This is a genomic window from Arenibacter arenosicollis, from assembly GCF_014397245.1.
Lineage (GTDB): Bacteria > Bacteroidota > Bacteroidia > Flavobacteriales > Flavobacteriaceae > Arenibacter > Arenibacter arenosicollis.
The window spans coordinates 247,895-262,030 of sequence record NZ_JACLHY010000002.1; the positions used below are offsets into that span (position 1 = coordinate 247,895).

At 38.8% G+C, this 14,136-nt stretch carries 9 protein-coding genes; 5 read left to right on the plus strand and 4 right to left on the minus strand.

What is annotated here, in order from left to right; all coding sequences use genetic code 11:
* Positions 1-78 precede the first annotated feature (78 nt).
* The 3 genes from H4O18_RS04160 to H4O18_RS04170 form a co-directional block, all read right to left on the minus strand.
* Positions 79-1,965, minus strand: a complete 1,887-nt coding sequence (locus H4O18_RS04160; RefSeq protein WP_187581846.1) for a heparinase II/III domain-containing protein — start codon at positions 1,963-1,965, stop codon at positions 79-81.
* 95 nt (positions 1,966-2,060) lie between these two features.
* Positions 2,061-3,836 carry a RagB/SusD family nutrient uptake outer membrane protein gene (locus H4O18_RS04165; protein ID WP_187581847.1) on the minus strand — a complete coding sequence of 592 codons (1,776 nt, stop codon included), beginning with the start codon at positions 3,834-3,836 and terminating at the stop codon, positions 2,061-2,063.
* A gap of 19 nt (positions 3,837-3,855) precedes the next feature.
* Complete coding sequence (locus H4O18_RS04170; RefSeq protein WP_222942329.1) at positions 3,856-7,083, minus strand: SusC/RagA family TonB-linked outer membrane protein; 3,228 nt, start codon at positions 7,081-7,083, stop codon at positions 3,856-3,858.
* 593 nt (positions 7,084-7,676) lie between these two features.
* Here H4O18_RS04170 and H4O18_RS04175 point away from each other — a divergent pair.
* From H4O18_RS04175 to H4O18_RS22085, 5 genes are all read left to right on the plus strand, one after another.
* Positions 7,677-8,528 carry a 3-keto-disaccharide hydrolase gene (locus H4O18_RS04175; RefSeq protein WP_187581848.1) on the plus strand — a complete coding sequence of 284 codons (852 nt, stop codon included), beginning with the start codon at positions 7,677-7,679 and terminating at the stop codon, positions 8,526-8,528.
* 827 nt (positions 8,529-9,355) lie between these two features.
* Positions 9,356-9,808, plus strand: coding sequence for a hypothetical protein (locus tag H4O18_RS04180; RefSeq protein WP_187581849.1), 453 nt, complete (start codon positions 9,356-9,358; stop codon positions 9,806-9,808).
* 316 nt (positions 9,809-10,124) lie between these two features.
* Positions 10,125-10,466, plus strand: coding sequence for a SanA/YdcF family protein (locus tag H4O18_RS22080; protein ID WP_246473972.1), 342 nt, complete (start codon positions 10,125-10,127; stop codon positions 10,464-10,466).
* 91 nt (positions 10,467-10,557) lie between these two features.
* Positions 10,558-11,817 carry an NRAMP family divalent metal transporter gene (locus H4O18_RS04190; RefSeq protein ID WP_343065408.1) on the plus strand — a complete coding sequence of 420 codons (1,260 nt, stop codon included), beginning with the start codon at positions 10,558-10,560 and terminating at the stop codon, positions 11,815-11,817.
* 146 nt (positions 11,818-11,963) lie between these two features.
* Positions 11,964-12,155, plus strand: a complete 192-nt coding sequence (locus H4O18_RS22085) for a hypothetical protein (RefSeq protein ID WP_246473974.1) — start codon at positions 11,964-11,966, stop codon at positions 12,153-12,155.
* A 38-nt stretch (positions 12,156-12,193) separates the two neighbouring features.
* Here the strand turns inward: H4O18_RS22085 and H4O18_RS04195 are convergent, their stop codons facing one another.
* Positions 12,194-14,125, minus strand: a complete 1,932-nt coding sequence (locus H4O18_RS04195) for an OmpA family protein (RefSeq protein ID WP_187581851.1) — start codon at positions 14,123-14,125, stop codon at positions 12,194-12,196.
* Positions 14,126-14,136: the final 11 nt, after the last annotated feature.

Consider the following 14,136-nt stretch of genomic DNA (forward strand, 5'->3'; position numbering starts at 1 on the left):
GCTATTTACATAATACTGATAACCCGCGGTTCTAATCACCTTCACCTCTAATATGGAATGAAACACCTGCTGTTATTATTAGTCCCCTGAAAGACGTACCCGAAGAATAGTTTTACGGTCGTTAAGGGTGTATGCCGGCAGTCGCAGTTCGATACGTTTTAAGCTCTCTATTTGTCTATCCAATTCCAATGGCGCCGGATGTACAGCAACAACTGATACCGTTATTTCGGGATGGGATAGATTTTCCAACTTTAATTGCTTCCCGTCTTGACGTAAAATTGCGCCTCCTTTAACAATCTCTACATCCGCCACTGTAAGCATTTGCCAAGTGACCAATTGCGTTGAATCGGAGGCTACTAAGGAGTCCTCTATAAGCAAGGATGTAGGGCTATCTTTAACAAAGCGACGTTGGGCACTTTTTAATTGACCTTCAAAGGCAGCACTAAGATCTATTGTGGCCTCTGGTTGATCTCCGTCTTTAAAGTCAGTAAAAAAAGCCATTCCATCTACTTCATGATGTTGATTGTTTACGGTCAATGTACTATGACCAAAATTATTTTTCGTTAAAAGCGACCAGCGCTCGCACTCCTGGCACCTATGCCAGAGGTCAAAGCCTGTCTTTTCCAAATTATGATAATTTTGGTTTCCTGCATCTATAGACCAACGTACCCCGTTAAGTTCAAATATGAAAGATCCTCCATCCATATTCCCATGATTTACTGTTCCCCTACCCCCTTTTCCTCCGAAATAGTATTGGTGCGGGTCGTTAGCAACCGATTTAAAAATTACTATAGGGTTATCTCCATCACCTTTCCAGGCCAATGGGGTTTTTTGGTCGTCTTTTTCCTTAAATTGAGAAACCCACACCAGTCCAGCACCAGCATTTCTAGCCAATTTTCCCATACCTTCGGCGGGAGCTAAAAACCTATCTTCTTCAAAAAAAGCCTTATTGCCTGTTTTCGAAGCGAACCAAGCCAAAGTAATATCTCCTTGTTCGCTACGTTTATCACCACAATCGGCAAAATTATAATACCAACCGGACGGAGCGTTGCAAAGCAATCTGAAATTAGCACTTTCCAAAAAAGCAGGAAATTCGGACAATCCGAAGTCAGTATCAAATGCACTCTCGAACATAGCAGCAGTAAACACCGTAAAAGAAGTACCATAGGACCAATAGGTTGAGCCTTCTGGATAAATACCATCGGGACCATAGGAAACAAGAGCTTGAGGAATACTATCCAAAGCCCTACTGATGGTCCTGGCCGCCAATTCCGGATCTTTATCGGCTGTAACTATAGCAGCGGCTATCATACCGCCATGACATACTTGATTCCAATTATTGTTGCCTCCTACCCAGCCTGTATTGCCTTTTTCATTGTAACTAGGTTTGATACCTTTCTCGATAAGTGAAACTTTGGCCAGTTCAACGGTACTTGAAGGCAATGCCTCACCTGCCCAATCAATACCGAATGCAACGGCCATCGACATTTCTGCTACATCGAGGTAATGTGATGGGTTCCAGTCCGAAAAATTACACACGGCTTTTAGTTCCTCATCGATACGCGCAAGAATAACCGGATCTTTTTCAATACGATACACCATCCCCAAAATATTGATACGATACAACATTTCCCGTGACACATGAAGCAAACGTCTGCCTTCCAACTCCCTTATCAACAACGGCTCTTTTTGAATTTCAACGGCGTTGGCTTGTATGGCCTTGTACAAATTCCGGACAACTGGATCTGTTTTCAGCTTCTTTATTAGGTTTTTTTCAATTTTAGGGTTTAAGACCAATTTTGGCCCTGCCTTTTTTAGCTTTTTTTGAAGGTAATGTACACTTATAGGGTTTTGAAGCTTTGGCAGATTACTATTAGCCTCCTCTTGGGCCCATGTAATCTGGACTGTTAACAAGCATATTAGTGGTACAGAAAATAAAAACCGTTGGACTTTTTTGTATGGCATTTGGAATTGGTTTAAGAATTAATAAAATCGTTCAGGTAATTAAAAAACAAAGCCATCTACTTTGGATGGCTTTGTCTTATTAAATATAACTTCTGTTACCACCCTGGGTTTTGCCCTAGGTCGGGGTTTTGAGAAATTTCCGATAGTGGAATAGGCCACAAATAATGTTTGTTCTCATCAAACTGGGGATTGGCCCAATCCGAACCACCATAAGGATCTATATAGGTCTTTCCTGAATCAGAATCAACCGCCGTTTTAACCGTTGCCCCTGCATATCGGGCTTCAGCCGCAGCATCCCACAATAAGCCCAAATCTTTCTTCTGTAATTTGGCTCCTTGTTTCCAACGTCTGAGGTCGTCATAACGGAATCCTTCCATAAATAACTCAACCCGGCGCTCCCGTCTGATCTCGGCAATCAATGGTGAAATTCCATCACCGGTATAGCGTGGGTCAACCGGTACATTGTTAATATCTAGATGCGGCATGGCTACTCTATCCCGAAGAGCATTGATGGTCATATCCAAATCTTGTTGAGTCATGGTTCCCAACTCGGCTACCGCTTCTGCATAGTTCAGCAAGGCCTCACCTAAACGCAAGGTAATTGCAGGAGTCCATGAGGTATTGTATGATCTATAAGCTGCCGCAACATCATAAACTTTTATAATCTGATATCCAGTAGCACTTTTTTCACCTCCTACCATACCGGTAACACGAGGATAAGCAAAGTCTCCACTATTGCCAAAGTTATAGAACGCCCGGTCATCCGGGTGCAATATGGTTTGTCTTAACCTTGGATCCCTGTTTTCAAAAACATCCTCAATCTGTGCATCCCCGGCATACTCACCTGAAAGGGTAATGGGCAGACCATCCGTACACAGGTAATCTTCGACCATACTTTTGGTTGCACCACCATTATAACCTCTCCAATAGGACATTACGTGATTGGTATACTGTCCTGGATCGTATTTCCTCCATAAAATAACCTCAGGATTTCCATCGAGGTCCAATTGACGGTGATATGCGTTGTAATCGTGTTCAGGATCTCCAGTACTATAAAGGGAATATGGGCCATTTTCTATAAGCTCCTTAGCCGCATTGGCTGCTTCGGTAAGCCACATTTCACTGTTGCTACCACCATGGTATTTTTGCCATGTACCTTCGAAAAGACAAACTCTTGATTTGATCAATAAGGCGGCCCAACGGTTCAATCGGCCATGATTGCCACCATCACCCCAAGCCTCCGGCAGGTTTTGTGTAGCAAAATTCAAATCTGCCAAAACATTTGCCATTACTTCATTTCGCGGGGTCCTGGCACTGAATAATTCTTCAGATTCCGTAGAAAGTTCTTCATCTATCCACGTGATATCACCAAATTTAGAAACCTTATCAGCATAAAACCAACCTCTAAAAAGACGTGCTTCCGCCCTATATTTATTTTTAATTTCCTCGGAAACATTTGCCAGGTCGTAATTTTTCAACCCAATGTTCAAAGAGCGCACAAAGTTCCACCCCTTATAACCATACCACTCCGGTCCATCGGGCGTTACATGGATACCAGCCCGTAATGATCTATACCTATTGTGCCTACTATGTTGCGCCGTGATATTGTCCGAAGCCTCGTCCAAATACCATATTCCAAATCGATGGCTATTAAATCCATCAAAATGCCCCATCATAATTGGCACATTATCATCGTTTCGGGCAAGGTCATAAAAATTATTATTATAGACCTGTAGGTCACTTTCAGTAGCCCAGAAAGTAGCATCACTTACACTATCAAGTGGTACCCTTTCCAAAAAGTCATCGTTGCAACCGAACAAAAGAAGTGTCGCCGCAAACCACATTATATTTTTAATTCTATTAGTTTTCATAGTATATATTTTCTTATGATTAAAACGACACATTAACTCCAAATGTAAAGATTCGCTGTAAATAATACTCTTGGGTCACTGTAAAGACGGATTCAGGATCAAGAGGTTTATGCATTTTGGTAGATTCCCAAAGGTTCTGTCCAGCAAGGTATAATTGAGCTTTGCTCATACCAAGGTTTTCAAGCAGCGTATCCGGCAAATTAAAACTTAAGGTAATGTTCTTAAGGCGAATGTATGCTGCGTTCTGCACGTAACGGGATTGTGGTAATATATTACGTTTATCGGAGGTTCCAACTAGCGGTGCTGCAAAATAGGCATCCGGGTTTTCAGGGCTCCATGATTCCGTAATGTAATACTTCTCTACAAGATTGGAGTTACTGGGGTAAAAGGCATTCCAGTTTCCATTGCTAGGAAGGTAATCCCTAAACAACCCTTGAAAAAATAGATCTAGTGACCAGTTTTTATACTTTATATCAGGGTTGATCCCGAAAGAATAACGGGCCGTAGTATTACCAATCACCTTATAATCGCCTGGATCATCCAGTGTCTGACTACCACGATCTATTTTACCATCGCCGTTCAAATCGGCATATTGAATATCACCGGCCGACCAATTGTTTCCAATTGGGGATTGATCTGGTGCGGCTGCCACCTCTGCATCTGTCTGAAAAATTCCTACAGTTTCATAACCCCAAATTTCACCAACCTGTTGGCCAACGTAATATTCCGATAAGGCTCCAGATGGGTTGTCATATTTTGTGATTTCAGTCTGACTATCGGACAAAGCTAGATTCAAGCCCCATCTACCATGTTGGCCGAAGGTATCTCGCCATGTAAGGGAAAGTTCCCATCCTTTGGTCCGTAAGTCGGCCGCATTGCTAGCTGGTGCAGTTACACCCAAAAGCCCTGGATAGTCCACTGACATTAACATGTCTTTGGTATCACGGGTATAATAATCTGCCGTAATGGACAACTTATTTTTAAACAAAGCCAAATCGAGGCCAAGGTTCTTTGACACCACGGTTTCCCATGTTAAGCTTGGACTGACCAAACCTCCTGGACTTACGTAAGGCGTTCTTCCCGACCCTAGGATAAAAGGTGAAGTACTAGACCCCAAACTGGTAATATAAGGGTAGTTCCCATAATTTTCTTCCACCGACTGGTTCCCTAATGAACCCCATGAACCACGTATCTTAAATTGATCCATCCAGCCCTCTGCACTATCCATAAAAGGCTCTTCGGACACATTCCATCCCGCAGAAAAAGAGGGGAAGAAACCAAATCTGTCGTCCGTTGGGAAACGTGAGGTACCATCGTAACGACCATTGGCCTCGAACAAGTATCGATCTTTAAAAATATAGTTCAAACGATAAAATCCACCTCTTAACGAGAAGTCAGACTCATTTCCATTCGTCGTCTGAGCGCCCGTTGTTGCACTAATATTATTGATCAATGGTGTTATCAACGTCTGTGCGCGAGCAGAGAAAAAACGCTTGTGCCCCCATTCTTGGTTAAAGCCGATCATAGCCTTTAAGAAATGATCTTTGTCGGAACGATCTGCGTTAAACTCGTACTCCGCAAAGGCATTAAAAACATAGTACTCATTGCGGTTATTCGTTTCTTGAATATAATCATTGCCACTAAGACCATTGGTAAGCATAGGATCTGCATTTAGATCTGTATCAACGATTTCAATCTTACTGGCCACATCTTTATCATTTCTGTTAAAGGAATTATAGGAAAAATCACTTCTGATTTTTAAACCAGGAGCAGGATCTAGAGTAACCCCCTGGGTCAACCAAATGTCACCGGCAACAAAGGTATCACGTCCGCCATCTTCCAAATAAGGAAAAAAGGTACCGAAATACTTCCCTATAAATGGCTCATAGGTAGCACGGTCACCAGGAGTCTGGTAATAGGGCAGATCTGGAAATTTCAAGGGTGTGATGGCCGTTACCCTGGCCACGGTATTTATGTTAACGTCCCAGTTGTAAAAGTGCGGCTTATCACTATTTTGATTGTTATAGACTATCTTCGAATCGAAATTTAACCAATCATTCACCTGATAATCTGTCTTCATCAAAACATTATAGCGTTTGAATTTCTCATTTTTTTCAGAATTGTTGATATAGCCGTCTTTACTAAGATAACCAAAAGACACATAATAGGATGCTTTCTCCGTAGCCCCACTAATACTGAAGTCATATGTCTGTTGAGGACTAAAATCCGCAATAGCCTTATTGTTATAATCGTTGCTTCCAAAATAACGTAAATTGCCATTTTTTACACCCCATTCATTTTCGGGTATAGGATTTTCGGAATACCTCTTTGCTCCAGCCACATAATCGTCATCAAAGCTTGGTTGTCCACTTGTACGTATGGAAGCCTGATTCACATAGTTGACCAAATCATAGGGGTCGGTTACAGGATCAATAAGAAAAATAGGTTTGGCGTAGGATTGTTGTGTACTGAAATTGATACTGGTTTTACCTACCCTACCCTTTTTCGTTTCTACCAAGATCACACCAAAAGCACCCCTTGCACCGTAAACGGCTGCAGCAGAGGCATCCTTAAGTACAGATACACTTTTGATATCGTTTGGATTGATACGTTCCAGATCCATAGGCACTCCATCGACCAAGATAAGAGGGCTACCACCATTAATGGATTCGAAACCACGGATATTAAAATCGGCACCTTGAGTGGGATCTCCGTTTCTTATCGAGATGTTAAGGTTGGGAACCACACCCTGTAACCCTTGTCCTGCGGAGGTAATAGGCCTGTTCTCTAGACGCTCGGCATCGGCAATACCTACAGATCCCGTCAGGTTTTTCCTTTTCTGGGTACCATAACCTACTACAACAACTTCCTCAAGTTGACCGGCATCAATAGGAAGAGTGGCATTAATGGTGGATTTCCCTCCGATGGCCACTTCAGTAGTCTTATAACCTATATAACTAAAAACCAAAACCCCTTGGGAAGGCGCCTCAATACTGTAATTACCGTCAAAATCTGTAACGGCACCCGTGGTTGTTCCTTTTACCACCACACTGGTTCCAGGTAGTGGAATACCATCCTCATCGATGACCGTACCTTGTACAATCGATTGTATTGTTTCACTAAAAGAAAGTGGTTCATTTAATCCTGCATGCGCAAATGTTGGTGGTATGCCCATAGAAAACAGCATAACAGGCAGCAGGAAGCCCGTAGCTTTTGGCATCAATTTTTGTAAGCGATTTTTCATCATAATAAATAAATTAAGTTAGTTGATTTACTAAAAGTTGAGATATTTCTGTTAAATTTTGCAACTCCAAATCTTGGAGAAACCCTTGTAGTATCAAATGTCAAATTTTTAAACAATTAAGACACTATTTACACACTTGTAAAAAAATGCTGCCCTAGGATATTGAATTCATATAAAAATCAACCCAAAATTATATGTTAACAAATTTTTAACTTTTCGAATATAGGAATAGATTTCAATAAAAAAAATAAATAAATTATTTTTTTTCAATCCAAACGATCACAAAGTGTAAACTATAATGATAAAAAACTTTATTCAAACCATGTCTTTATCAGTATGAGCAATTAATTTGGTATACAGAATTTTTTAATGACAGTGGATTAATCAGCTTTGGTGCAAATCTGATCAAATATGAAACTAAAAACTAGGTAGCATATAGTAGTATTGTTTTTCATTTACCTCTTACCCAAGGTAATTTGAACCACATTTTGGAAATTGGCTCATCCATACAAATAAAATGATAAATGACCTGGTTAACCAGGTTACCCTTTTAAAATAAAATACTACTTTAGGACACTAGAACTAAACTTTTTCCTATGCAAGCAAGATTCAATAATACACTTAAAACAGCTTTCTTAATACTTAGTTTAAGCCTACTTTCCAATGTATGCGAGGCCCAAAAACATGTGAATTGGAAACAATTGTTCAATGGTAAGGATTTAAATGATTGGCAAATAAAAATTAGGCATCACGAATTAAACGACAACTTCAACAATACTTTTCAAGTCAAAAATGGCAATATTCAGGTGAGGTATGACCAATACACCAAATTTGACGAGCAATTTGGACATCTTTTTTACAAAGAGCCATTTTCATCCTATTTAATTGGTGTTGAATACCGATTTGTTGGAGATCAAGTTAACGAAGGACCAGGTTGGGCCTATAGAAATAGTGGAATTATGATTCACGGTCAGGATCCGGCGACTATGACCATAGACCAAGATTTCCCAAATTCGATTGAGGTGCAGCTTTTGGGAGGAAATGGCAAGGATAAACGTTCTACGGCAAATCTCTGCACTCCTGGAACCCAATATGAAAAAGATGGCAAAACAATAAAACAGCATTGTACCAATTCTACATCCAAAACTTATCATGGGGACCAATGGACACGGGTAGAAGTTCTTGTCTTAAAGGATTCCTTAATTGTTCATTACGTAAACGGCGAGGAGGTTATGCGCTATACAAAACCACAATTAGACCCTATTAATGGAGCTGTTGAGGGAGAACTATTAAAAAGTGGAAGTATTTCATTACAAAGCGAAAGTCACCCTGTTGATTTCAGGAAGGTGGAAATTGTTGATTTGGAGAAATATGCCGCCAAACCAAAGAAATTGGAAAAGGTAATCGCAAAACTTATGACGGAAAAACGAGTGGCGAGACAACAATAGCCTTTTATTGTCAACTATTTTACAACTACGGGAAATAGAACTGAGCACTAGTACTTAAAAATCCAAAACTTATTTAGTTCTAGCTATTGCCCAAATATTGAATAGAAGTTAAAATCTGTACGTATTTTCAGTATCTTTGATAAAAACAAACGCAATGGCAAAGAGTCAAGACGCAAAGAAGAATGTAAAAAAGGAACCCGTATTATCTGCTAAAGAAAAAAAAGCGGCCAAGAGGGATAAGAAGTCAAAAAAGTCATAATAGTCCCTACTACTATTAAAAGCTTTATTGGACGTCACCAGATATAAGAAAATTCATTATTCTTAAAGGACATAATAACATAGGAGTTTCGGACTTAGTCGGCGTTTTTGATTCTGTTGAAAACTGTATTGAACCAACTAATTTACCGACTGCAAGAAATAAGGTAACAGGCCTTATTATCTATTAAGGAAAAAGGAGCCTAGAGGGATAGATAGTATGCCCAAGAAGTCGTAATAGTCCTTACCACTCTTAGAATCTGTCTTATACCTAGCTATGTATAGAATATTAATAATTCTTTAGGAAAAGTATACTAATTTCGAACTTTCTACACTAATGATTCCAGTAAAAACTGCGAATTGTACCACTTAATTTACCTAATAATATATTGAACTAATTTTTTAATTGTTTAAGTTAAAAACAGATTGGCACCCGACTTATATTTACATATATAAAAAATAGTAGATTATAATGTCCTTTTATCGGATTTTTATACCGATAAAAGTTTTTGTAAAATACTGATGAAATAATTTCCGAACCTTTAACTAATAAATAATAAATCCTCCGTAAAATGAAAAAATATGTATACTTATTTCTAGTGTCGATTTCTTTAATTATTTCTGGATGTAGCAAAGATGATGATTCCTCTAAATCCTCCACAAGTGTTAAAGTGTACACATTGAGCTCTGTTTCCAATTCCAAAATTTCTGGGAAGGTTACTTTTAAAAAGAATGAAGATGGATCAACTACGGTTCTATTGGAGATAAACGGTTCTTCCACCGACATCCATCCTGCATTCATTTATTTCAACAACGCAGAAACTGGTGGAGAGGTGGCCATTACGTTGGCTCCCATAGATTGTGATTGCGAATCCAGTAGCACAGTTATCACTACTTTGGACGATGGAACACCGATTACCTACGAACAACTTCTAAAATTTGATGGTCACATTAAGATTCATCAAAATGAAGATCACATGGAAATTGTCATCACCCAAGGCAACATAGGCGCAAACGCCAACTAAATAATTAAGTTTTAAGATATTATTTACACCCCCGACTTGATAAGGTCGGGGGTTATCTTTTGGGCATTTTGGATATCTCATTCCAGTGAAGTATGATAAAGAAAATTGGCCTCGCATTCCTACTGAGGATATTTGGTATTTACTTAGCTTTAATCACCTGCGATTATATAATTCAAAAAGCTACTGAAAATAAGACCTTTGGAACGTAAAGGAAATTCGCAAAAATAAGGTAGGCCTAGTTTCAGGCACCTCCAACCGACTTGTAGGCGGTGGTTCCAACCCATATTACACCAATAGAATTAAAGCGACCACTGAATTGTACAAAGCAGGGGAAATTGACTTTGTATTGATCAGTGGCGACAACAGTTCCCTATATTACAACGAACCTACGGTATTTAAAAAAGACCTTATTAAAGGAGGCATTCCACAGGAAAAAATTTTTTTGGATTACGCGGGTTTTCGAACTTTGGATTCCATGGTTCGGGCCAAGACGATTTTCGGATTGGACAGTGCAACCATGATTTCTCAAAAATTCCACAATGAACGGGCTATTTATCTAGCTGAAGAAAAAGGATTACACGCAATTGGATTTAATGCCGATAATATTTCGTTGAAAAATGGCTTGAAAGTACAGATTAGAGAGTACTTTGCACTTTAAAGGTATTTATTGCTCTAGCCCTAAATACACAGCCCAAATTTTATGTGGAGAAAATTAAAATCAAGTAATCTTAGCTATATTTGCCCCTGAAATGTCCACAATGACCTCTATTAGGACTCTGATTAGGAACCTTGGTCCCGGCCTGCTTTTTGCCAGTACGGCCATAGGAACTTCCCATTTAGTATTATCCACCAAGGCAGGTGCGCAATATGGGTGGCTTATGGTAATTCCCATTATATTGGCCAACGTACTCAAATATCCTTTTTTCGAATTCGGAATACGATATACCAATATCACCAATAAAACCCTCATAGAGGGTTATCTTAATCGTGGCAAAGGGTATTTAATTTTTTATGCCGTTATTACCTTATTCAGCACCTTTACCATTCTAGCCGCATTATATGTAGTTACTTCGGGATTGCTTATCAACCTCCTTCAACTATCCAATACACCCGTAAATGTTGTGGCGGGAGGCCTTTTTATAGTGATATGTGCGATACTTATTGTCGGCCGTTATAAATTTCTGGAAACCTCATTAAAATATGTAGTATCCCTATTATTCCTAGCCCTTTTAGCAACTTCAATTTTGGTAATTGCCAATGGACAGGTTACGGAAATAGAAAACTTTAAAGCGCCCAATATTTTTAATGAAGTAGGAATCCTTTTTTTAATCGGATTAATGGGGTGGATGCCAACCACCGTCGAAGCCTCTAGTTGGATAAGTCTTTGGAGTATTGAAAAACTTAAAAACTCCAGTCGCAAACCTTCTTTAAAGGAGGCCTTGCAAGAGTTTAAATTTGGCTATTTCACCACAGGAATCCTTGCAATTTTCTTTATGACCATTGGTTGGCTTACCCTCTATGGCACCAATACGGAACTGAGCAACAGTGCTGTAATTTTTGCAGATCAATTAGTCCAATTATTTACCGCCAATATTGGCTCCTGGGCTTATATTTTGATAGGCATTGCCGCATTCTCCACCATGTTCAGCACTTGCATCACTGCCCATGATGCCATTGCCCGTGTAAGTGTTGATATTATAACATTGCTCTACCCCAAAAAAAAGAACGTTAAAAAACAGAGTTTTACCATTGCGATAATACTCCTTGCAATTATCAATTATACGGTCATTCTTAGCTTTTCAGCCAACATGGGCTTGCTGGTGGCATTGGCCACTTTTGTTTCATTTGTGGTAGCGCCAATCATAGGGTATATGAATCTAAAGAATGTAATGAGCCATGAAATTCCCGAAATATACAGGCCCTCTAAAAACTTGCAAATATTGACATACGTTGGAATTCTCTTCCTTGCTCTTTTTTCCATTTACTATTGTTGGATGGTTTTATTCTGAAATATATATATTCTTAAAAGTGTCCTCAGCCTTGCCACTCACACCTGACTTACTACCTCGCCATAAATAAAGACTTAACACCCATAATTTGGAATTGAATTATATTATTGCTATCCTTCCAAGGTACATATGATAAAGATAGATTTATGAAATTGATTCGAATTAAAAGGAATACCATAATTGAAAAACGTTATAATTCCAAAATGGGGATTCTAAATACGCGGGTAACCTACATAAAAAAAGCTGTTTTAGGTATACCCTTTAGTACGCTCCATAAATATAGGGAAACCTACTATGGCCAAATAAAAGATTGCAGTACATGTGTCTTAACTAAATAAAAATTACTATTTCCAATTCCTTAAAGAGGATAAGAATTTTAAAATAATAAATTATAATTAAGCACAACAATCAAGGATCTTTCATTTTTATTGTGTAGCATGTCAAGACAAAAAACGCCATTCTTACATCCATTCAGAAGTTTATCCTCACCATAACCAACAGTGTAGAGAATACTCGACGCTGACACCCCTTGCTGCAAGAGGTATTTTTTAATGGCATCCGATCTTTTTTGTGAAAGTATAAAATTAGAACTCGCACCCCCTCTACTATCAGTATGTGATTCTATTCTTAGTTGCAACTGTGGAAATCTGCTCATAACATCAACCACCTTGTCCAGTTCTTGTGCTATTTCAAGCGTAATCTTGCTTTGACCCCTATCAAAGTAGAACTTTTTTAATTTTACGACCGTCTGTCCCTCTTGATCCTCAACCAAATCTTCAAGAGATTTAATCCCCATATTAAAAGCCGTTTCCTGGATTTTATCGAGTTGATTGTCATTATAAGTCACCGAAAATATGGAGTATTTTTCTTTAGTTGCCTCAATAGTAATGGTATTTTGGAATGGAATCTCAATATTATAATCACCATTCTCATTCGTAAACACCTCCTTAACAATCTTTCCTTCCTGATCAATGAGCCTTACTTGAACTTTGGACACACCATTATTGGAAGTAAGGTCAACCACTTTTCCTTTTAGGGCCAAGGTTTTTAGGCCAGGTTTTTCAGAAACATTAAAACCATATAGATCATCGTTACCTCTACCACCTTCCCTATTGGACGAAAAATAGCCCAACAAGCCATTAGAACCATTATTTTTTATAATGAAGCCAAAGTCATCTTTAGGCGAATTAATCCCCTCCCCTAAGTTTACAGGAATACTAAAACTGTTATCTGCCTGTATGTTCGATCTGTAAATATCCATTCCTCCTAGCCCATAAAAAATATCGGACGAAAAATATAGGCTATTTTCAAATATATAAGGAGCTATTTCATTACCAGGTGTATTAATTCTCGGCCCCAAATTTATGGGGGCGGACATAATTAATCCATTGTTGGTGTACACGAAATAGATATCGGTACCCCCAAAACTATCGTGAAAATTAGCGGCAAAAAACAATCTTCCAGTAGCGGCTTCATAAAACGGATAATAGAACGAGGTATCCGGATCTCTTAATATAAACTCGAACGACCCCTTACCATTGCTCCGCCCTATTGCCAAGGCATTTTTCCCATTTTCACTAAATTGTAAATCCTCTCCATCAGAATTGGAAAGAACATAGAATATATAACCGAGCTCCTCCGAATAATAAGGTGTAGCGCGATGAAATTTACTTTCGGATATACCTTTAAAAACCTGTGGACTTTTCACTTCGCCCTGCTGATCGATCTTGGACTCATAAACATTTAAATACGATTCCCCAGAGGGCCCATATATCTTTTTAGACCCATCTGGCCTACTACTTGAAAATAATAGCTTATCCTTATAAAAGGTTGGGGAAAAGTCTGCTTGGGGACTATTTCCATTTACATTAAATATCCTATATTTCAAATCGTCATTGCTATTCGATGCGATCAACTCATAATTAAAATCTGCATTTTCGAGCAATTCAATGGAAAGATCATCCTTTTTGGTAGCGAGATACGCCCTCACCTTTTCAATTTCAGAAGTTCTGGATAACGACTGTAACATTTTATTAAAATGATAGGTAGACATAGTAGTGTCTTTCTGATAAATATCCAAATAAATTTCAGTGGCCTTTTTATAGTTGCTGACTTTCATATAGGAATCCGCCAAGTTTAAATACTGTTTATTCGTAAGTTGACCCTCCCTTAATTCCTTCTGATATTCAACAATAGCCTGACTATAGGAATACTCAAAAAATAGCACATCCCCTTTGGATTTTTTTTGCTGAGAAAAACCTAAGGACGATAAGATGATAAAAAATATAACTATTACATTAAACCTCATGTTCATATATA